Below are 21,894 nucleotides of genomic sequence, written 5' to 3'. Positions count from 1 at the left end.
CTGCCACCCTTCCCTTCGCGCGGTGGACATGCCCCGGGACGCGCCCGTGCGACGGTGTGCCGCACCATCGGCCCACGGCCGCGGGATCCGGCCGGGGCCAAGGCTTCGGCACAGGTCATCACCGTGGAGCGAGGGACGGCAGCGGGGCTGGGGCGGGCGCGCGGCCCTTGGCATCGCCCCGGGGCCGTCGGCGAGCGGGGTCACCGCGAGCCGTCGCCGGGCGAAGGCGGGGCCCGCCGTAAGCGGCGCGGCACCGGACAGGGATGATGTGCCCAAAATGACGATGTACGGGCCATATATCCAGGCGTAACCTACCAACGCCGCCCATACGCCTTACCGGAGCCTCACTTGCCCAGTCCGTACCGCGCCATCTTCGCCGCCCCCGGCAGCAAGTGGTTCTCCGCCGCCGGCTTCTTCGGCCGCATGCCGCTGTCCATGATGGGCATCGGCGTCGTCACCATGGTCTCCCAGCTCACCGGCCGCTACGGCCTGGCGGGGGCACTCGCCGCCACCCTCGCGATGTCCGCCGCCGTCGTGGGGCCGCAGATCTCCCGACTGGTGGACCGCCACGGTCAGGCCCGGGTGCTGCGCCCTGCCACGCTCGTGGCGGTGGCGGCGGTGACGGGACTGCTGATCTGCGCCCAGAACGGCGCTCCGGACTGGACCCTCTTCGTCTTCGCCGCCGGAGCCGGTTGCGTACCGAGCGTCGGCTCGATGATCCGGGCCCGGTGGGCCGCGATCTACCGGTACTCCCCGCGTGAGCTGCACACCGCCTACACCTGGGAGTCGATCGTCGATGAGCTGTGCTTCATCTTCGGTCCGATCATCTCCATCGGTCTCTCCACCGCGTGGTTCCCGGCCGCCGGCCCGTTGGTCGCCACGGTGTTCCTGGTGCTCGGTGTCGTCTGGCTGACCGCCCAGCGCGCCACCGAACCCGTGCCGCACCCTCGCGAGCAGCACACCAGAGCCTCCGCGCTCCGCGCCCCCGGACTACAGGTCCTCGTACTGACCTTTGTGGCGACGGGCGCCATCTTCGGGGCGGTGGACGTGGTCACCGTGGCCTTCGCCGACGAGGAGGGACACAAGTCCGCGGCCAGTCTGGTGCTCGCGGTCTACGCGCTCGGTTCCTGCCTCGCCGGACTCGTCTTCGGGGTGCTCCACCTCAAAGGCTCGCCCGAACGCCGGTGGCTGGTGGGAGTCGCCGGAATGGCCGTGAGTATGATCCCCCTCCAACTGGTCGGAAACCTCACTTCGCTGGCCGTTGCACTCTTCATCGCGGGCCTGGCCGTCGCTCCCACCATGGTGACCACCATGGCCCTCGTCGAGGTACATGTGCCGCGCAGCAAGCTCACCGAGGGCATGACCTGGGTGAGCACCGGTCTCGCCGTCGGTGTGGCGCTCGGCTCGTCGGGGGCGGGCTGGGCGGTGGACGCCGCGGGGGCGGAGGCCGCGTACGCGGTGGCGGGGATCGCGGGAGCCGCCGCGATCGTGGTGGCGGTTCTGGGGTACCGCCGGCTGAACAGGCCGGTTCCGGCAGGGGAGGAGCAGCGGGGCGATGAGCACGGTCAGCCGGAGAGGCGCGATACGACCCTGGCGTAACTGGGCGGGCACCGTCTCGGTGCGGCCGACCCGGGAGGCGTCCCCCGCCTCGACCGAGGAAGTCGCCGAGGCGATCCGACGGGCGGCCGAGGACGGCCTGCGGGTGAAGACCGCGGGCGCCGGCCACTCCTTCACGGCGATCGCCGCGACCGACGGGCTACTGATTCGCCCTGATCTCCTGACGGGCATCCGATCCATCGACCGGGTCGCCATGACCGTGACCGTCGCATCGGGTACGCCGCTGAAGCGACTGAACGTGGCCCTAGCCCGTGAGGGACTCTCCCTCGCCAACATGGGCGACATCATGGACCAGACGATCGCCGGCGCCACCAGCACCGGCACCCATGGCACCGGCCGGGACTCCGCGTCGATAGCCGCGCAGATCACCGCGCTGGAACTGGTCACCGCCGACGGCACGGTACTGAACTGCTCCGCCACCCGGAACCCCGACGTCTTCGCGGTGTCGCGGCTCGGACTCGGCGCGCTCGGTGTGGTGACCACGATCACCCTCGCCGTGGAGCCCCTCTTCCTGCTGCGGGCGCGCGAGGAGCCGATGGCCTTCGACCGGGTGCTCGCGGAGTTCGATGAGCTCCACGCCGAGAACGAGCACTTCGAGTTCTACTGGTTCCCGCACACCGACAACTGCGTCACCAAGCGCAACAACCGCAGTGCGGGACCGTCCGACCCACCCGGTGCGGTCGGTAGCTGGATCGATGACGAACTGCTGTCCAACGGTCTCTTCCAGGTGGTCAACTCGCTCGGGCGGGCCGTACCGGCGACGATCCCCACCATCTCCAAGCTCTGCAGCCGGGCGCTCTCCGCCCGCACCTACACGGACATTCCGTACAAGGTCTTCACCTCGCCCCGCCGGGTCCGCTTTGTGGAGATGGAGTACGCGCTGCCGCGTGAGGCCGCCCTGGCGGCGCTGCGCGAGGTGAAGGCGATGGTGGAGCGTTCGCCGCTGAAGATCAGCTTTCCGGTGGAGGTGCGGACGGCGCCGGCCGATGACATCGCGCTGTCGACTGCGGCGGACCGGGAGAGCGCCTACCTCGCGGTCCATCTCTACCGCGGCACGCCCCACCGCTCCTACTTCACGGCGGTGGAACGCATCATGACCGCCCACGGCGGCCGGCCGCACTGGGGCAAGGTCCATACGCGGGACGCGGCGTATCTCGCCGAGGTCTATCCGCGGTTCGCCGAGTTCACCGCGGTACGCGACCGGCTCGATCCGGGGCGGCTGTTCGGCAACGACTATCTGCGCCGCGTACTCGGGGAGTGAGCCGGGTGCTCCCGGGGGCGACGAGGGCCCGGGTCTGCTTCGCTCACTCCGCCCCGTTGGTCCTGGGCGCGGGCGGGCTCGGCGCGGGTGCCGGCGCCTGGCCATCGGCCGGGGGCGGCTCCGGCGAGTCGGCCGGGCCGTCGGGCGCGGTGCTGCCACCGGTCGTGCCCCCTTCCGGCTTCTCCTCTCCGCTCCCTTGGCCCGCCTCGCCCGCCCCGCTCGCCCCGCCCTCATCGGGATCCGGGTTGCTCGGGGTCTTCGAACCTGACGGCGGTTCATCCGCGTCGGCGTTCGGCGACCCGGTTCCGCCAGGGTGCGGGCTCTGCCGCTGTCCGGGATCGCGTGACTGTTCGTCATCGCGTTCGTCCGGGGAGGTGGAAGGCGCATCGGCCGGCCCCGACCGGCCGCCGGCGTCGTCCCCGCGGACCACGGAACCGAATGTGGTGCCCTTGCCGCCGCTGAGTTCGGAGCCCGAGGCCAACTCGTACGCCGTCACACCGCCCATGGACACGCCGAAGACCACGGCCGCCGCGATCAACGGGCGCCTCCAACCGCGGACCCGGGTGCCATGGGTGGTGGCCGTGGTGAATTCCCCGGTGTACGAGGGCAACCGCTGCGTCCGGTCCGGTCCCGGGCCGATCACCCCCGAGGGCTGTCCGCCCGCCGGCCGGCCTTGGACCGTCGCCTCGCGGATCTGCTCGCCGGTACGGCTGAAGAGATGCTGGAAGACCGAGCCACCACAGGTGGCCACCACACTGACGACCCCTGCTCCGATGATGGTGCCGTAGACACCGAGTCTGGACGCGAGCACCGCCGCCGCCACCGCGGCGAGGGCACTTCCGGCGACTTGGGGGACGCTGAGATCCAGCCGTCGCTGGGGCTCCTGCGTCCGGTCTGTTTCGGTGTCCGCCTTCTGATGCATCCTCAGTCCCTGCTTTCCCTTCTGTCGTTTCTGTACCTCTGAGGGACAAATGGGCGAGTTAATTAGTTCCCTTTGGGGAGATTCTGTGAATCAGAACACCCGTCAGCTATGCACCGGCGGTGAGGGGCCGAATGCGGGGTGAAGTTCAACGGCGCGGCAGTCCACTCAGATGGCCCGAATGGAGTACTGTGGCGAGCCTTGGGCAGGGTCTCCCTTGCGGGTGTCCCGACTCCAAGGAGGGGGCCGAAAGTGGCGCTCGATCCGGCGACGCCGCGATATCGCGTGGGAATCTGCACGCAGCGTGACGAAGAGTGACGCTGCGTGGTTAACAGGTAACCGTGCCATAACGGCGATCTAGGGCCTGTGCCCGACACGCCGGGCAACTCGGCAAGGTTGTGGCAGGCTGCACCCGGGCAGGCCACACTCGACTAGCGGAAGCAGCGACGCACAGGTGACGTCGGCAGGCACCACCCGGGAGGTCCCCATGCCCGAACTGCGTGTCGTGGCCGTCTCCAACGACGGCACACGACTGGTGCTCAAAGCTGCGGACAGTACGGAATACACGCTTCCCATCGATGAGCGGCTGCGTGCCGCGGTGCGCAATGATCGCGCCCGCCTCGGGCAGATCGAGATCGAGGTCGAGAGCCATCTCCGCCCCCGAGACATCCAGGCGCGGATACGCGCAGGAGCCTCGGCCGAAGAGGTCGCCCAGTTCGCCGGTATTCCGGTCGAGCGGGTGCGCCGCTTCGAGGGGCCGGTGCTCGCGGAGCGCGCGTTCATGGCTGAGCGCGCTCGGAAGACTCCCGTACGCCGCCCCGGTGAGAACTCCGGACCCCAGCTGGGTGATGCAGTCCAAGAACGATTGACCCTGCGTGGTGCGGAGAAGGACACCGCGCTCTGGGACTCCTGGCGCCGCGATGACGGCACCTGGGAAGTCCTGCTCGTCTACCGGGTGGCGGGGGAACCGCACGCCGCGAGCTGGACCTATGACCCGCCAAGGCGGCTGGTCCAGGCCGTGGATGATGAAGCGCGCGCGCTGATCGGTGAGACCGACGACACCATCGCCACAGCGCAGGAGCCCAGCTTCCCGTTTGTGCCTCGGATCGCTCGGCTGCCCCGCGACAGACCGCTGGATCGCACCTTGGATCGCCCGGGTGAACGCCCGGGCGCCGGTGGTCCGGCGGCCAGCGCGGAGGATCCCAGCATCGGCGAACGCGACTCACTCACCAGTCTTCTGGAGGCGGTGCCCAGCTTCCGCGGTGACATGGTCGTACCGGAGCGCCCTGTTCAGCCCGAGCCACCAGCAGAGCCGATGCAGGAGCCCGAAGTGGAGGAGCCACCCGCTCCTGCGGCCTCGGCCGGTGCCGGTTCGGCGTACGCGGATGTGCTGATGCCCCGTACGGTCGCGGGCCATCGTGATCGGCTCACGGGAACCACCGACCGCCAAGCGGAAGCGGATGGCGTCCGTCCAGGCCGACGTGCCGCAGTTCCCAGTTGGGATGAAATCGTCTTCGGTACCCGACGGAAGAAGCAGGAGTAGCGCTTCCCGCGAGAACCTGCCGGCGGTTGGGCTTCCGGCCGGGACGACGAGTGCGGCCGGAGGACCCCGGCCGTACCGTCGCTGCCGGCCAGCGGTCGGCCCGGTCCGCTTACCCGTGGCCTCATTGGCCAAGGCAGGGTGGGCTCTGGGCCCGAGCAGGTCCGGATCGCCGAGGTGCCCCACTCCTGGTGTTGACCGCGCACATCGGCGTGCGGATGAGGGAGTCTTCTGACCCTGCGCACTATCGGGGTGAGCGTCAGGGCGTCGCGACTTTGATCAGGGCGTCGAAGATGCGCTGCTGGGTGGGGTCCTCGTGCGCGGTGTCCTCGGGGTGCCACTGGACCGCTGTCAGCCAGCCCTTCGCGCCCACCAGTTCCAACGCCTCGGGCGTGCCGTCCGCCGCCCTCGCGGTGATCCGGAGTCCCTCACCCAGCCGGTCCACCCGCAGCCGGTGGTAGCAGGAGACTTCAGCCTTCTCCCCGCCGGTGATCCGAGCGATACGGGAACCAGGACGCAGCGTCACCGGGTGCACCAGATGGCGGTGCTCCCGTTCGGGGCCGTCCACCCCGTGGCGCAGGGTGCCGCCGAGCACGGTGTTGACGATCTGGAGCCCTCGGCAGACCGCGAGCAGCGGTCGGCCCAGGCGCAGTGCCTGGCGGGCGACTTCCAGGTCGAAACCGTCCTGCTCGTCGTCCATCCCGGGCGCGCGCGTCCGCCAGTCGTGCTCCTTCTCGTACAGGTGCGGAGGGAGGTCATCGCCGCCCGGCAGCAGTACACCGTCGAACCGGGTCAGCCGGGCCGCCACATCGGCCGCGTAGGCGAAGCCCCCCGGGGCGTACGGGTGGATCGTCACCGGCTCGCCGCCCGCCCGCCAGACGGCCTCGACCAGTGCGCGGGCGCTGACTTCGGCGCCGTACCGGAGCGCGGAGGCGGAGGCGGCGAAGCGAGCGGGGATGGCGATCAGTGGTCGGGGAAGGGTCACGTCGGGTCCAGGTCGGCTAGAGGCGGCGTCAGGCTGCTGGGGTAGGCATCAGTCGTTCGCAGCCGGCGTGACGTTGCGTGATCTGCTTCCGTCAGGGGGTTGCGCGGTCGGTTCAGGGCTGGTCGGTCCGTGCGGGTCGGTCGGCGGGTGGGGGTAGGAGCATGGCTGGCCGTGCCATGCGGGCGAGCGCCGGTTGGCGCCCTGCGCCGCCCGTCCCCGCGTCCTTTGACGACTCCGGTACCCAAACCCGACTTCGCTGCCACGCTCTTCCATCCCGAGCTGTGGCATGGACAGTTCGCCCTGCTCGTCTGCTCACCCGGACGGTCTCCGCCCCGGCGCTTGGGTGAGGCGTCGTCCCTCTTCCCGGTGTGAGGTCAAACGACAAGCGGATGGTAGGGGCGCGAACCAGGTGTCGGCAAGGGCCCTGCGGGAAGGAAGTGCAGGGAGCAGCGGTCCAAGGACGCCATCGGAGTGGGGCGACTACCTTCACCGGGGGTGTTGACCGCAACCGGGGTCGCCCCGAGACAGGGGACTCGCCGCCCAACCCGGCACTTCCGGGTGTCGCGCCGGACCGCACCACCATCCCCCGGCCCAGCGGCGACCCGCAGGAGTCGATGAACCGGGCGCGGGGCCAAGCGGCGTACGCCCGGACTCGGGGAACCAAGCCCTTGGGGCAGTCTCCAACTCCGGTCCCCGGGGCTCTTCATGTGCGGCTCACAGGGGATGCCCACCGGGGTCAGCAGACCCGGAGCAGGCGCCCCATCCCGGCCGAGGTGATTCGGTGCCCGGGCAGGGCTTCCTCCCCGGTCAGTGTCGCGCCGAGCGGCTCCGGCCGTCATCCGCCAGGAGAGGTTGGATCGCCTCCGTGCCATGCGCTCGGGTCAGAGTCGCCGCTCTCGGTACGCGTCGGCCAGGAACGGTGACCAGACAGGGGCCGCCCGCGCGCTGCTCGCCGTGCTGAGCCAAACCCCGTCTGGTTCACCAAGGCGGCCCCTGCCTGGTCATGAACCCCGCTCAGGCGCGCCGCTGGGTGACCAGCCGGGCGCTGCGGGACTCCTTCTCCGCCTCCTGCCACAGCCGCCTCAGCATGCGGGCCCGCTCCGCCGGACGCATACGGGAGATGGCGATCTCCGCACAGGCGACGCCGTCCCCCCACGGCATGGTCATCGTCGCGCGCTGCCGAGGGATCGTGGTCGGCGCTCCCTGGTCCTGCACCGGCAGTTGGCGAGGCTCGGTGGACCGGGCCTCGGTGGCAGCCGCCCGGGCATCGGCGCGCTGCTTCTGCTGCTGGGGGGTGAGGCGGGAGAGATTGCGGACATGGACGACCTTGCGCCGCCCGGCAAGCAGATCGGCCTGGAGTTCCGGACCGAGTTCGAGAACGGACAGCTTCGAGGAGATCGTCGACTGCGCAATGCCCAGACGCTTGGCTGCCTTGCTCTGGGAGCCGTAGAACTCGACGAGCTTCTTCAGCGCATGGGCCTGCTCCAGCGGATTCATGTCGTCGCGATGGACATTGGCGACGAACGCCGCCTCCAGCAGTGAGCGATCAGTGGAAACCAGGGCGTCGTCGACACTCACCCGGACATGGGTGAGGCCCGCCCTGCGGGCCGCCTCCAGCCTGCGGTGGCCGTCGATCACGATGTACCGGGCGCTCGGGTCGAGTTCAGTGGCGCGGGCGGGTCGTTCCCGCAGATAGGCCTGAACCGAGGCGACCGTAATGGCGTTGACCAGACCGACCTCGCGCACACTGGTGGTCAACGAGTCCAAATCCCGCAGGGCCTCACGTGGGTTATCGGGATTCTGGCTGATGTGGGTCAGCGGCAGTTCCGACGGTTGGTTGACGGTGGCGTCGGAGGGGGCCTGCCCAGGGGCGGTCATGGCGAACATCTTGGAGGACATACAGAGGGAACCCTTCTCTTGCCTGCCGCCCAAGCCCCCCGCGTTCAAGCCCGGGCAGATTGGCAAGATGACAGGGTTCACCGGCCACCGTCTGGCCATGGCCTTGCCAATCGCTTGCCACACGGCAAGCGATTGCAGAAGATGCATCACATGACAAACGGGGGAATGCAATTCAGCATCCTGGGAGGGATGGAGTGGCTTTCCCAGGGCGTTCCGCTACCGATCGGACGGCGCCGCGAAAGACTGCTCCTTGGACTGCTCCTTCTCGACATCGGGCGCGTCGTCCCCGCCCACCGGCTCATCGACCTGCTCTGGGACGAGGAAGCTCCCCCATCCAGTGCCCGTGGCAGCCTCCAGGTCCATGTCTCCCGGCTACGCGGTCGCTTCACCGCGGCCCACGCGGAGCAGCACGGGTTCGCCCTTTCCCGGGGCAATGACGGATATCTCGTCGACGGTGACCCCGAGTCGGTGGATCTGCACCGGGTGCGTCAACTGTGGCAGCGCGCGGAGCGGGAGCAAGACATATCGGAGCGGCTTCGGCTGCTGAATCTAGCGCTCGACGACTGGGGCGGCCCGGTTCTTGCCGGCACTGCTTCGGATGGCCTTGTACGTCGGTTGGGAACGGGCTTCGACGCCTTATATCTCTCCGCCGTTACCCAGCGGGCCGAGGCAAGGCTCGCACTGGGCCATCGCGGGCTTCTCCTGGAGGAGTTGGCCCGCGCCACCGCGGAGTATCCGCATCACGAGCGGCTTGCCATGCTCCGCATGATCGCTCTCTATCGGGCTGACCACCGCGGTGAGGCGCTGGAGGTCTACAACGAGACCAGGGCCCGGCTCGCCGGGGACCTCGGCCTTGATCCGGGCACGGATCTCAACCGCGTACAGGGCATGATCCTGCGCGCCGATCCGGAGCTGCTCGACGGGCCGATCCTCCCCGACCCGGCACGCGCCGGGCAGCAGGGGTACACACTCGCGCGGACCGCCCCGGGGCTTCCCGTTCCCGCGCACCACGCCCGCACGGCCGGCGAGGTGGATACCGAAGGCGGGCAGCAGGCCCGCGGGCGCAACCCCCGTCGGGTATCGGACGATGCGTCAGCGTCCACGGCCGCGGCCGGTGGCGAGACGCATCACGCCAAGGCACACCCCACGGAAACGGAGGGAAGCCACCGCCCGGAAACCAGCCATTCCGATGTGCATGGGTCTGCTACGAATCGGCCGTATGGTTCCTCCGCCACGACACCGGTACCCGCTCGCCCGGTCGCCGAATCCGTGCAGCAGCGCTCCCGGACCGGCGCCTTCATCGGTCGGGCCCTGGAGCTGGAGCGGCTGACGCGCCTTGCCATGGGTGCTCGCGGTGGCTCAGGGGTCGTGATGATCGTGGGGTCCGCCGGCAGTGGAAAGACCGCCCTCGCCCTCCAATGGTGTCGAGGCAGCACGGACGCCTTCCCCGACGGCCAGATATTCCTCAACCTCCGCGGACACGGGGACGAGAGCCCCATGACCCACAAGGAGGCACTGTCCGGCCTGCTTCGGGCCCTCGGTGTCTCCTACCAACAGCTTCCGCACGATGTGCCGGCGCTGGCGGAGCTCTATCAGCGCACCCTGACCGGACGGCGCGTCCTCATCGTCCTGGACAATGCCGAAACAGCCTCCCAGGTCAAGCAGTTGCTGCCCTACGAGGCGGGCTGTCTGGCGCTGGTCACCAGCCGCAATCGGCTCGGCGGGCTGATCGTGAGCCATGGCGCTCCGATGCTTCCGCTCAGCCCCCTGGCCCTGGACGAGGCCGAGGAACTCGTCCGCAGCGTCATCGGCACGGCGCGAGCCGCCGCCGAGCCCGAGGCACTCGCCGATCTGGTCGCGCTCTGCGACCGCACCCCGCTCGCCCTGCGGATCGCCGCCGCCAACCTCGCGCTACGCCCCGACGGTCGGATCGCCGACCATGTCGCCGAGATGCGGTCCGGCAATCCCTTGGAGAGCCTGGCCGTCGTGGGCGATCCCGACTCGGCCGTGCGCAGGGCGTTCGAGCACTCCTACCGCCGGCTGGACAAGCAGGCGAAGGAGGCGTTTCGGGTACTCGGGCTGCTGCCGTGCCCCGCGACCACCGTGGCGGCCGTCGCAGCGCTCCTGGACCGCCCGGTCAACGTCGCGCACTGTGTGATCGACCGGCTCTTCGCCGAACACCTGGTGGAGCGAGGCAGCCAGGACCGGATCCGCCTGCACGATCTGATCTGGTGGTACGCACGGCTCCTCGCGGACGCGCAGGAGCCGGCACCGGCGCATCGTGAGGCGCGCCGCAGGCTGCTGCGCTGGTACACGGCCTCCGCGGACGCGGCGGCCCGTAGCCTCTACCCCCAGATCCTGCGCCTGGACATCGAGCCGGTGGACGCCGAGGCCCGCCCGGAGAGCTTCCCCGACCCGCAGACCGCGGCCGACTGGTTCGACGCCGAGCAGGCCGGTCTGGTGCGGCTGATCGAAAGGGAAGCCGCGGGTGAGCCCCATCCAGCGGTCTGGGTCCTCGCCGACACCCTGCGGGGATACTTCTGGCTCCGCAGGGACGCCGAGACCTGGACCGCGGTGGCCACCGCGGCGCTCCGGGCCGCCCAGCAGGCGGGCGATCTGCGCGGGCAGGCGGCGGCGCAGCAGAGCCTGGGACTCGTCACCTTCACCCTGGGCGGCCTGGAACTCAGCCGAACCCACTTCGAGCAGGCCATCGAACTCGCCCGGCGATCCGGCTGGAGCGAGTGCGAGTCGGTCGCACTCTCCAACCTGGCCGGAGTCTCCGCCGATCTCGGACACCTCAGCCATGCCGCGGAGTTCTACGCACAGTCCATCGGCATCGATCGGGGTCTGCGACGGACTCCGCACCAGCCGCTCCAGGGTCTGAGCGAAGTGCTGTACGGCATGGGCCGTCTGGCGGAAGCCGAACGGCTGTGCCGACGGGCTCTCGTGCTCTCCCAGCAGATCGCGGCACCGGACAGCATCGCCCGGATCAGCACCACCCTGGCGATGATCTCGCTGGACCTCGGCGAACTGGAGGCCGCGGAGACACTGGCGAGGGAATCCCTCCAGGGTTTCCAAGCCATCGGAAACCTCTCGGGCGAGGGCGATGCCTTCAGCGCCCTCGCGCTCGTCGCCGCGGAAGGCGGCGATGAACTCGGGGCGCTGCGCTACGGGCTGGCCGCCTACCGGCTGAGTCGTAGGTCCGGGCGTCCGCGCATCAAGCTCGACGCCATGCTGGCGCTGGGCCACGCCCGCTACCAGCGCCGTGAGTACTCACGGGCGTTCGAGCACTTCCGGGTCGCTCGCAAGACCGCGGAGGAGATGGGCTATCTCAAGGGCCGCACCATGGCCCTGCTCGGTCTCGGCGCCTGCGCCGTCCGTGCCCAGCGTCCGCACGAGGGGCTCGGCTATGCGGCGGGCGCCCTCGCGCTCGCCCAGGCGTCCCAGCTCAGGCTTCTGGAAGGACAGGCGCAGTCGGTGATCGCGCTGGCGCAGTCGGCGTCCGGCCATCCGTCGGCGGCCGGACGCGCCAGGGAACAGGCGGAGGGCATCTACCGGGTATCGGGGTACCGGCCGGTGCGCTCTCCCTACGGCGAGGCGGTCGGTTCCTGTCCGGCGGCACCGGACGCGGGTGGTAGGGCATAGACTTTGACATACCGTCAGTGCTGATCGTGGTCGTGCCCCTGGCTCCCTGGCCCGGCGACCGAATGTCGGTCCGGAAGTCGGATGGCGCTCAGAAGAGTGGCCGCCCTGGGCCCGGTCTCGTACCCGCAGTGACGGTTGACTCACCAGCCGCCTCGTCTGTCACCCGCGCATCAGTGACCGGCGGGACCTTTTCGATGTATGTGTCGCTCATCCGTGTCGGTGTTGGTCCGAACGAGTGAGGGGTACGAGGATACGGATATGAGTAGGTACGAGAGGTACGACGTTACCGACGAGCAGTGGGCGGGGCTGGCCCAGGTCGTCCCGCTGCGCGGGCGCGAGGAGTGGTCGTCGAGAGCCGACCACCGAGCCGACCACCAGGAGTACGCGGCGGAGCAGCGCCGTTTCATTGTGCTGAGGGTGCAGATCTTCGCCGACGCGCGCGAGGTCTCCGAGTACCTCATGGCGAAGACTCCCGTGTTGCTCGACCTCACCAGCGCGGATGCCGATGTGGCCAAGCGCATCCTGGACTTCACCAGCGGGGTCGTCTTCGGCCTCGGTAGCGGAATGCACCGCGTCGACCGCAATGTCTTTCTGCTCACGCCCGAAGGCATCGAAGTCGAGGGAATCGTGGAGGCCACGGACACTTTCTCGCGCTCCATCCCCCGTTCGTAGGAAGGCCGCTGAGACGGAACGGTTCGGCGTGTCGCGCACTGCGTACCGTCCCGCTCATGGCCACGGAAACACCCCCCAGCAGCGACAACGACATCCGGCCCACGGTCACCGAACTACGACTCTCCGCCTTTAGGGCACACCGTGCCGTCACCCTGCCGCTCACCTCACTCACTCTCCTCGCGGGGGCGAGCGGCAGCGGGAAATCGAGCGTTCTCCAGGCTTATGAGGCGCTGGCCCGACTGGCGGCCGGCGACGGCCTCCACCATGTGTTTCCGGACCCGGCCAGCTGTGTGCCCGAGTGGGCGGGACGTGATGGACAGGGCAGGCGTGGGTTCCGTATCGGCTGTACGGTCGACGGTCCCGAGGGGCCCGTGTGTCTCGATCTCGCGGTGCAGGTCGAGCCCGAACTGCGCATCGTCGGGGAGCGATTGAGCTGTGGAGGACAGACCCTGCTCTCCACCGCACTGCGTGATCCACGCAGACCATCGGTGGAAGCCGCCTGGTACACGGCGGGGCTGACCGTGGTCACCAGGGCCCCGCTGCCGGACGATCGACTCGGCACGGCGCTGCTGCCGCTCTGCGTGGCCGGCAAGACCGAGGGGCAGTTACGCGTACTGGCGGCGGCGGAGCAGACGGTGGTCGCCCTGCGCTCGGTCTTCGCCTGTGATCCCCAGCCCCCGCGCATGCGCCGACCCGTTCCCGCCGGGGAAGGCCGGTTGCGCCAAGGCTGCGAGAACCTCGCCGAAGTGCTGCACCGGACCCGTCAGCAGTGTGGCAAGCGGCACGCCCGGCTGGCCGCGGCCGCCCGCGCGGGCTGTGCGGGGGAGGTGGCCGCGCTGACCGTGGAGGAGTTGTCCGATGGGACCGTGCGGGCGCTCCTGGCCCGCGGCGCGCGCCCGGCCACCCCGGTGGCACGGCTCGGCGATGGCGAGTTGCGCTACCTGGCGCTGGCGCTGGTGCTGCTCACCGGCCCTGGAGTGCTCGCCATGGACCAGTCGGTGGAGATCCCGGCCGCCTATCAGTCGATGACCGTGTTGGCCGATGGGTTTGACCGCTGTCTGGATCGCGGACAGGCGCGTGAACTGGTCGCTCTAGCAGTCGAAATGGCTGCTCGGGGCCATGTCCGACTGGTGGGGGCGGTGGCCGATGCGGCCTTCGCCCGCGGGGTGGCGGGGGTGACGGTGGTAGATCTTGAGCCGTGATGAGAGATGAAGGACCCCAGGCCAATATGTCGGATGGTCCCTCGGGGGACCAGGGCGGGCGCGTCGATGGGTTGGATGTGGCCGTGTTGCAGCACCGGCTTGCCCGGTTCGCCGAGGCTCGCGGATGGGAGCCGTACCACACCCCGAAGAACCTGGCGGTGGCGCTGAGCGTGGAGGCGTCGGAACTGGTGGAGGTATTCCAGTGGCTGACACCCGAGGAGTCGGCCCGGGTGATGGATGACGAGGAGTCGGCTCATCGGGTGCGCGACGAGGTCGCGGATGTGCTGGCGTATCTGCTCCAGTTCTGCGAAGTGCTGGGAGTGGACGCGCTGACGGCGCTCGCCGAGAAGATCGATCGCAATGAACTGCGCTTCCCGGCGAAGTGAGTTGGACGCCCGATCCCGCCCCTCGCATGAGCGGCGAAGGATTTCGATCAAGGAAATATCACTCTATGGAGTCATCGAGGCATCCACAACCGGCCAGCTGTCCATAGATTTCCGATTTCCTCTGGCGTTTGGGCTCAATACGCCTCACTCTGGGTAATGAACTGAGTGGGCAGTAGTCACACGAACGGGGGCAGCGTGCATGGATGCGGAGCGGCTCGTGACGGTGAGCCGAAACACCCTGGCCCAGAGCCGGGTGGTGCGGGATGTGGTGGCGGAGGCGTGGCAGGCCCAGGCACTCGCGCAGGCGATCGGCGCCTGGCTTGCGGTCTACGGGCCGACTGAACTGCGAGGTGAGGCGCGAGGGCTCTGCGAGACCGGCGCGCGCGGGGTCGGCGCACTGGACCAACCCGATGTGCGCAGCGGTGGTATCAGGGCGGCGCAACTGACGGGCGTGCGGGACACTCATGCGTCCCTGACCGGTCTGGCGGGCTTGCTGGTTGATGTGGGCATCGCCCTGGTGGGCGTCGCCTGTGCCACGGGGGAGGACGGGTTGTACTGGCAGTGCATAGAGGCGGTGGACGCGGCCGATGAGTCGACCGACCGGGTAGTGGGGATGCTGCGGATACTGGCGGATCGGGACATCGGCAGACCCCCTGATACCAGCCGCGGCAGGGCTGGCCCCAGTGCGGGGGCGGGGTGGACCGCAGCCGAATGGCGGTGCTCGTCCGATCCGCCGAGCCCCGAGCGATCGTCGGCGCCGGTGGAACGGCCGGACCGGCTCGATGTCTCCTGGTCGTTGGGCGGCTCCGGTCATCAAGCGGAGCCCGCAGCGCCTGCCGATCGATCGCCGAGGGCCGGCCCGGCTTGGCCCGCCGGCTCAGGGGGCTCATCCGGCGGCAGCTGCCCTGGCAGCCGCGGCGGCGCGCCGGGTGCCCGGGGTTCGCTCGGGTCCGGAGCCAGTCGATGCGGGCCGGGCACGGTGAACTCGGCGGCGGGTTCATGGTGACCATCACCCTGGCGATGGCGATGGCGATGGCGATGGCGATGGCGATGGGGATGGGGAGTGGGCCCCTGGTGTGGTGAGTCGGCAAGAGCGCCGTACCTCGGAGCCGGACAAGGCAAGGTGGCGCCAGCGAGGTGGGCACTCTTCGGCGCTACTGGCAGGGCGGCAGCGTTGGGGTTCCGCGGTGGAGTGCGGAGACCGACTCGCTCGCGCCGGCCCGCCGGGCGCCCGCACCAGACTGGCGGTCGGCCCGACCCGTGGCCACCGCGACCAGGTGCCTTCCGGGAGCGGTACGCGCCGCGGTGGGCGGATGGATTACCGAGCCCGGGTGAGCGCGTTTGGGCGGGGGCTGACAGTAGTTCGAGCGCAAAGGTGCAGGATGGACGCATGGATCTGCGAATCTTCACCGAGCCCCAGCAGGGGGCGAGCTACGACACCTTGCTGACCGTCGCCAAGGCCACTGAGGACCTCGGCTTCGACGCCTTCTTCCGTTCCGACCACTATGTGGCCATGGGCTCCGCCGATGGCCTGCCCGGGCCGACCGATGCCTGGATCACCCTGGCAGGTCTCGCCCGGGAGACCAAGCGCATCCGGCTCGGCACCCTGATGACCGCCGGTACCTTCCGGCTGCCGGGCGTCCTGGCGATCCAGGTGGCCCAGGTCGACCAGATGTCCGCTGGCCGGGTTGAGCTCGGTCTGGGCGCCGGCTGGTTCGAGGAGGAGCACCGTGCCTACGGCATCCCCTTCCCGAAGGAGAAGTTCGCCAGGCTGGAGGAGCAGCTGGCCATTGTGACCGGTCTCTGGGCGACGGAGGTCGGCAAGACCTTCTCGTACGACGGCACCCACTACCAGTTGACCGATTCGCCCGCCCTGCCCAAGCCGGTCCTCGGCAAGGTGCCGGTGCTGGTCGGAGGCCATGGCGCGATCCGTACACCCCGGCTGGCCGCGCGGTATGCCGATGAGTTCAACATTCCGTTCGCTTCGATCGAGGACAGTGAACGGCAGTTCGGCCGGGTGAAGGCCGCGGCGGAAGCCGCCGGACGCCAGCCCGATGATCTGGTGTACTCCAATGCGCTGGTCGTCTGTGTCGGCAAGGACGACGCCGAGGTGGCCCGCCGTGCCGCCGCCATCGGACGCGAGGTGGACGAGTTGAAGGCCAACGGGTTGGCAGGTTCCCCCGCCGAGGTCGTTGACAGAATCGGCAGGTACGGGGCGATCGGGGCGTCCCGGATCTATCTCCAGGTCCTTGACCTCCATGATCTGGCCCATCTGGAGCTGATCTCGGCCCAGGTCCAGTCCCAGTTGGGCTGATCCGTTGCGCCCCGCCCGTACGCTCGCCACCGCGCTGGCTCAGGGAACCGTCGTCCTCGACGGGGGTCTTTCGAATCAGCTGGTAGCACAGGGCTGCGATCTCAGCGACGCCCTGTGGTCGGCCGCACTGCTCGTGGATGACCCGCGTCAGCTCGAAGCAGCCCATACGGCGTATGTACGGGCGGGTGCGCAGGTCCTGATCACCGCCAGCTATCAGGCGTCCTTCGAGGCCTTCGCGCGGCGAGGCATCGGGCCGGGGGAGGCCGGGCGGCTCTTCGCCCGCAGCGTCGAACGCGCCCGAAGGGCCGGCGAGGGCAGCGCACAGGAGGTGTGGGTGGCGGCCTCGGTGGGACCGTATGGTGCGATGCTCGCGGACGGTAGCGAGTATCGAGGGCGGTATGGCCTGTCGGTACGGGAGCTGGAACGGTTCCACCGCCCTCGCATCGAGGCGCTGGCCGCGGCAGGCCCCGATGTCCTGGCCCTGGAGACCGTCCCCGACCTCGATGAGGCCGAGGCCCTGCTCAGCGCGGCCGATGGGTGCGCGATACCGCTATGGCTCTCGTACACGATCTCCGGGGGTCGGACCAGAGCGGGGCAGCGGCTCTCCGAGGGGTGGGAGTTGGCGGCCGAGCGGGATCAGGTGATCGCGGTCGGAGTGAACTGCTGTGACCCGGACGAGATCGGCCCAGCTGTGGAGTCGGCCGCGGCGGTGACGGGCAAGCCGGTGGTGGCCTACCCCAACAGCGGTGAGGGATGGGATCCGGAGCAGGGCAACTGGCAGGGCGGGCCCACCTTTGCCCCACAACAGGCGTTGGCCTGGCAGGACGCGGGCGCCCGACTGATCGGCGGCTGCTGCCGGGTCGGGCCGGCGGCCATCGCCGAACTGGCGGCGGTGCTCGCGGGAGCCCCCTAGGCCGGGTGGACTCCCGCGACCGGTGTCTCCGCGCGGGGCCGCGGACTTGAGCGCCGGATCGAGTCACCCACCGGCAGCCTTGGTGCGAACTACCCAGGCGTCTCAGCACCCTCGGACCCGATCGGTGACCTGAGACCTGGAGTCGCCCGGACCGAGGGCACGGTCCGGACCGCAGCGGTATCGCCCTTCCGAGGGGCACCGGCCGCCGGGCCGTCCAACGCCTCGCTCAGCTCCCCGCCCTCCCTCGAACCGCCGAGAGCCGGATTCGGCGGCACAGTCCAGGAGGCAGGAGGCAGGAGGCAGAGGGCAGGGGGACGGGACAGGGGGACAGGAAGCAGGGGACAGCGGCACTGCCACGGCAGAGAAATAACTGTCCACCGCGGGCCGGAATGCACGATAATCGGGCGGGTGTTCCTGACAATCAGTACAACCGGCACTCCAGAGCGTCCCGCCACCGATCTCGGGTTTCTGCTGCACAAGCATCCCGACAAGGCGCAGGCGTTCTCCACCTCGCATGGCACGGCACATGTCTTCTACCCCGAGGCATCCGTCGAGCGGTGCACGGCCGCGCTGCTGCTGGAGGTGGATTCGGTGGCACTGGTCAGGCGCGGAAAGGGCAAGGGCCGGGGCGGCACTCCCGACGCGGCGCTCGCCCAGTATGTGAACGACCGTCCCTACGCGGCATCCTCGCTGCTCGCCGTCGCCCTGAGCACGGTGTTCAGGAGTGCGCTACGGGGGGTGTGTGCGGCGCTACCCGAGCGGGTCCAGGTCCCCCTGCCGCTGCGTATCGAGGTGCCGGCCCTGCCCGCCCGCGGTGGGGCGGAGCTGGTCAACCAGCTGTTCGGCCCGCTCGGCTGGACCTCGATCCAAGTCCAGCCGGTCCAACTGGACGAGAAGTTCCCCGAGTGGGGCGACTCGCGCTATGTCCAACTCGTCCTGGAAGGTGAGCTGCGGCTCGCCGACGCCCTGCGGCAGCTCTATGTGCTGTTGCCGGTCCTCGATGACGCCAAGCACTACTGGGTCGCACCGGACGAGGTCGACAAACTACTGCGAGCGGGCGACGGCTGGCTCGCCGACCACCCCGAACAGAAGCTGATCACCAGCCGCTATCTCTCCCGCCGTTGGGGACTGACTCGACAGGCGATGGAGCGGCTCGAACTGGTGCGGCTGGCTGAGGCCGACGACCTGGTGATCGAGGACGTCGACAACGCCGTGGACGAGACCACCGACACGGAGGAGAAGCCGGTACCGCTCGCCCTGCAGCGGCGGGACGCCATTCTCGCTGCGCTGCACACCGCCGGGGCGGCCAGGGTCCTCGACCTCGGCTGCGGCCAGGGGCAGCTGGTGCAGGCCCTGCACAAGGACGTGCGCTTCACCGAGATCGTCGGCGTGGATGTCTCGGTCCGTGCCCTGACGATCGCCGAACGACGCCTGAAGCTCGACCGGATGAGTGAGCGTCAGGCCGCCCGGGTGAAGCTCGTCCAGGGCGCGCTCACTTACACCGACAAGCGGCTCACCGGCTATGACGCGGCCGTCCTCAGCGAGGTCATCGAACATCTCGACCTCCCGAGGCTACCCGCGCTGGAGTACGCGGTGTTCGGCACCGCGCGTCCGGCGACCGTCATCGTGACCACGCCGAACGTGGAGTACAACGTTCGCTGGGAGACCCTGCCAGCGGGGCATGTGCGCCACCGCGACCACCGCTTCGAGTGGACACGGGCCGAGTTTCGCTCCTGGGCCGCGCGCATCGCCGAACGCGACGGCTATGAGGTCGCGTTCGTCCCGGTCGGACCCGATGACCCGGAGGTGGGGCCACCCACCCAGATGGCCGTGTTCACTCGTATCGACCTGCCCGACCGGTCCGACCGAGACAGCGGTACCAGCCGTGCGGCCACCCCGGACGCACCGCGCTCCGCCGACGACACCAGTGCCGAGAAGGAGGCGAAGGCCGCATGACATCCCCTGTGCCCACCCCGCAGACCAGCACCACCGCGACGCCCGGAAAACGGGTCCTTGCGGTAACCGACCTCTCCCTTGTCGTCCTGATCGGCGCCACCGGCTCGGGAAAATCCACCTTCGCCCGTCAGCACTTCAAGCCCACCGAGATCATCTCGTCCGACTTCTGCCGAGGACTGGTGGCCGACGACGAGAACGACCAGAGCGTCAGCGGTGACGCCTTCGACGTACTGCACTACATCGCGGGCAAGCGACTCGCCGCAGGACGGCTCACCGTCGTCGACGCCACCAGCGTGCAGGCCGAAAGCCGTCGGCAGTTGGTACAACTGGCCCGCCAGCACGACGTACTGCCGATCGCCATCGTCCTCGACCTCCCCGAAGCCGTGTGCGCCGAGCGCAACGCGCTACGCCCCGAGCGGGCCGGCATGGACCCCCGGGTCGTTCGACGCCACACGCGCGAACTGCGGCGCTCCCTGCGCGGCTTGGAGCGGGAGGGCTTCCGCAAGGTGCATGTCCTGCGCAGCGCCGACGAGGTGGCCGCGGCGGAGATCGTCCTGGAGCGCCGCTACAACGACCTCCGTCATCTCACCGGCCCGTTCGACATCATCGGCGACATCCACGGGTGCAGCTCCGAGTTGGAGACCCTGCTCGGCAGGTTGGGCTACCGCGACGGCGTACACCCCGAGGGGCGCACCGCCGTCTTCGTGGGAGACCTGGTGGACCGCGGCCCGGACAGCCCCGGCGTGCTACGCCGGGTGATGTCCATGGTCGAGTCCCGGAACGCCCTGTGCGTGCCGGGAAACCACGAGAACAAGCTCGGCCGCTATCTCAAGGGCCGCAAGGTCCAGCACACCCACGGTCTCGCCGAGACCATCGAGCAGCTGGAACAGGAGGACGCCAGGGACCCCGCCTTCCGCGGACAGGTTGCGGAGTTCATCGACGGACTGGTCAGCCACTATGTGCTGGACGAGGGCAAGCTGGTCGTCTGCCATGCGGGCCTGCCCGAGAAGTACCACGGCCGTACCTCCGGCCGGGTGCGCTCCCACGCCCTGTACGGGGACACCACCGGCGAGACCGATGAGTTCGGTCTGCCCGTGCGCTACCCCTGGGCGGAGGACTACCGCGGACGCGCCGCCGTCGTCTATGGCCACACCCCGGTCCCCAACACCTCCTGGATCAACAACACCATCTGTCTGGACACCGGGGCGGTCTTCGGCGGAAAGATGACCGCACTGCGCTGGCCCGAGCGCGAACTCGTCGACGTACCGGCCGAGAAGGTCTGGTACGAGCCGACGCGTCCGCTGCTCACCGAGGCCCCCGGCAGCCGGGAAGGCCGCCCGCTGGACCTGGCCGACGTCCAGGGGCGGCGGGTCGTGGAGACCCGCCATCTCGCCCGGGTCGGCGTCCGGGAGGAGAACGCCGCGGCGGCCCTGGAGGTCATGAGCCGCTTCGCCGTCGACCCCCGGTTGCTGCCCTATCTACCGCCGACGATGGCTCCGACCGCGACCTCCAGGACAGAGGGGTATCTGGAGCACCCCGTCGAGGCGTTCGCCCAGTACCAGGCGGACGGTGTCGCCCGGGTCGTGTGCGAGGAGAAGCACATGGGCTCGCGCGCCGTCGCCCTGGTGTGCCAGGACGCCGAGGCGGCCAGGGAGAGGTTCGGGGTCGACGGGCCCACGGGAACGATCTACACCCGCACCGGGCGGCCGTTCTTCGACGATGAGAGCGTCACCGAAGAGATCCTTGACCGGCTCCGCACCGCCGTGACCGAGGCCGGACTCTGGGCCGAACTGGACACGGACTGGCTGCTCCTCGATGCCGAACTGATGCCGTGGTCCCTGAAGGCGTCCGGGCTGCTGCGCTCGCAGTACGCGGCGGTCGGTGCCGCGTCGGCCGCGGTCTTCCCCGGTGCGACGGAGGCTTTGCGGGCGGCGGTGGCCCGCGGGGTCGGGGTGGATGGACTACTGGCGGCGCAGCGCGAGCGGGCCACCGACGCGGCCGCGTTCACCGAGGCGTACCGGCGCTACTGCTGGCCCACCGAAGGGCTGGCGGGAGTGCATCTCGCGCCGTTCCAGATTCTCGCCGTGCGGGGGCGCTCCCTCGCGGCCGAGCCCCACGATGTCCAACTCGGTTGGCTGGACCGGCTGGTGGAGCACGACCCCAGCGGGCTGCTCCAGGTCACCCGGCGGCTGGTGGTGGACACCGGTGATCAGGCGTCGGTGCAGGCGGGTGTCGACTGGTGGTTGGAGATGACCGGTCGCGGTGGCGAGGGAATGGTCGTCAAGCCGCTCCAGGCACTGGCCCGCGACGAGAAGGACCGGCTCGTCCAGCCGGGGATCAAGGTCCGCGGCCGGGAGTACCTGCGCATCATCTACGGCCCCGAGTACACCCGCCCCCAGAACCTGGAGCGACTTCGCCACCGGTTCCTGAACCACAAGCGCTCCCTCGCGCTACGGGAGTACGCACTGGGTCTGGAGGCCCTGGAACGGCTGGCTGCCGACGAGCCGTTGTGGCGCATCCATGAGGCGGTCTTCGCCGTACTGGCCCTGGAGTCGGAACCGGTTGACCCCCGGCTGTAACCGAAG

The 21,894-nt window shown here is 69.7% G+C and carries 14 protein-coding genes and 1 pseudogene; 12 read left to right on the top strand and 3 right to left on the bottom strand.

Features of this window, described 5'->3' with window-relative positions; translation table 11 throughout:
* Positions 1-348 precede the first annotated feature (348 nt).
* Entirely contained in the window at positions 349-1,599 is a 1,251-nt protein-coding gene (locus NBG84_RS02120; RefSeq protein WP_250917476.1) for an MFS transporter, read from the top strand.
* A complete protein-coding gene (locus tag NBG84_RS02115; protein ID WP_250917475.1) occupies positions 1,556-2,878 on the top strand; it encodes a D-arabinono-1,4-lactone oxidase in 1,323 nt (440 codons plus the stop codon). Before NBG84_RS02120 ends, NBG84_RS02115 begins: the two co-directional genes overlap by 44 nt.
* Before the next feature lie 43 nt (positions 2,879-2,921).
* Here NBG84_RS02115 and NBG84_RS02110 read toward each other — a convergent pair whose 3' ends face one another.
* Entirely contained in the window at positions 2,922-3,800 is an 879-nt protein-coding gene (locus NBG84_RS02110; RefSeq protein WP_250917474.1) for a hypothetical protein, read from the bottom strand.
* A gap of 484 nt (positions 3,801-4,284) precedes the next feature.
* On the opposite strand from NBG84_RS02110, the gene sepH reads away from it, so the two are divergent.
* Positions 4,285-5,340, top strand: coding sequence for a septation protein SepH (gene sepH, locus NBG84_RS02105; protein ID WP_250917473.1), 1,056 nt, complete (start codon positions 4,285-4,287; stop codon positions 5,338-5,340).
* Between the two features lie 256 nt (positions 5,341-5,596).
* Here the strand turns inward: sepH and NBG84_RS02100 are convergent, their stop codons facing one another.
* Complete coding sequence (locus NBG84_RS02100) at positions 5,597-6,322, bottom strand: gamma-glutamyl-gamma-aminobutyrate hydrolase family protein (protein WP_250917472.1); 726 nt, start codon at positions 6,320-6,322, stop codon at positions 5,597-5,599.
* A 1,014-nt stretch (positions 6,323-7,336) separates the two neighbouring features.
* Entirely contained in the window at positions 7,337-8,221 is an 885-nt protein-coding gene (locus NBG84_RS02095) for a ParB/RepB/Spo0J family partition protein (protein WP_250917471.1), read from the bottom strand.
* A gap of 189 nt (positions 8,222-8,410) precedes the next feature.
* Here NBG84_RS02095 and NBG84_RS02090 point away from each other — a divergent pair, with 189 nt between their 5' ends.
* The 9 genes and pseudogenes from NBG84_RS02090 to NBG84_RS02050 all read left to right on the top strand — a co-directional run bounded on the left by NBG84_RS02090 (position 8,411) and on the right by NBG84_RS02050 (position 21,888).
* Positions 8,411-11,866, top strand: a complete 3,456-nt coding sequence (locus tag NBG84_RS02090) for an AfsR/SARP family transcriptional regulator (protein ID WP_250917470.1) — start codon at positions 8,411-8,413, stop codon at positions 11,864-11,866.
* A gap of 258 nt (positions 11,867-12,124) precedes the next feature.
* On the top strand, positions 12,125-12,538 hold the full coding sequence (locus NBG84_RS02085) for a cell division protein SepF (RefSeq protein WP_250917469.1): 414 nt from the start codon (positions 12,125-12,127) through the stop codon (positions 12,536-12,538).
* Between the two features lie 56 nt (positions 12,539-12,594).
* Positions 12,595-13,740 carry an AAA family ATPase gene (locus tag NBG84_RS02080; RefSeq protein WP_250917468.1) on the top strand — a complete coding sequence of 382 codons (1,146 nt, stop codon included), beginning with the start codon at positions 12,595-12,597 and terminating at the stop codon, positions 13,738-13,740.
* 26 nt (positions 13,741-13,766) lie between these two features.
* Entirely contained in the window at positions 13,767-14,126 is a 360-nt protein-coding gene (locus NBG84_RS02075; RefSeq protein ID WP_250917722.1) for a nucleotide pyrophosphohydrolase, read from the top strand.
* A gap of 199 nt (positions 14,127-14,325) precedes the next feature.
* Positions 14,326-14,817 (top strand): annotated as a pseudogene (locus tag NBG84_RS02070) (DUF6099 family protein); the annotation flags it as partial.
* Positions 14,818-15,516: 699 nt separating this feature from the next.
* The gene (locus NBG84_RS02065; RefSeq protein WP_250917467.1) at positions 15,517-16,440 is read left to right on the top strand and encodes an LLM class F420-dependent oxidoreductase; all 924 of its coding nucleotides are present in this window, start codon (positions 15,517-15,519) and stop codon (positions 16,438-16,440) included.
* 4 nt (positions 16,441-16,444) lie between these two features.
* Positions 16,445-17,353, top strand: a complete 909-nt coding sequence (gene mmuM / locus NBG84_RS02060; RefSeq protein ID WP_250917466.1) for a homocysteine S-methyltransferase — start codon at positions 16,445-16,447, stop codon at positions 17,351-17,353.
* 408 nt (positions 17,354-17,761) lie between these two features.
* On the top strand, positions 17,762-19,309 hold the full coding sequence (locus tag NBG84_RS02055) for a 3' terminal RNA ribose 2'-O-methyltransferase Hen1 (RefSeq protein ID WP_250917465.1): 1,548 nt from the start codon (positions 17,762-17,764) through the stop codon (positions 19,307-19,309).
* On the top strand, positions 19,306-21,888 hold the full coding sequence (locus NBG84_RS02050) for a polynucleotide kinase-phosphatase (protein ID WP_250917464.1): 2,583 nt from the start codon (positions 19,306-19,308) through the stop codon (positions 21,886-21,888). The genes NBG84_RS02055 and NBG84_RS02050 overlap by 4 nt, the downstream gene beginning before the upstream one ends.
* Positions 21,889-21,894 lie beyond the last annotated feature (6 nt).

Origin of the sequence: Streptomyces albipurpureus, from assembly GCF_023701525.1 — a bacterium.
GTDB lineage: Bacteria > Actinomycetota > Actinomycetes > Streptomycetales > Streptomycetaceae > Streptomyces > Streptomyces albipurpureus.
The sequence above is the reverse complement of the archived record's forward strand: the minus strand, read 5'-3'. Positions and strand labels throughout refer to the sequence as shown.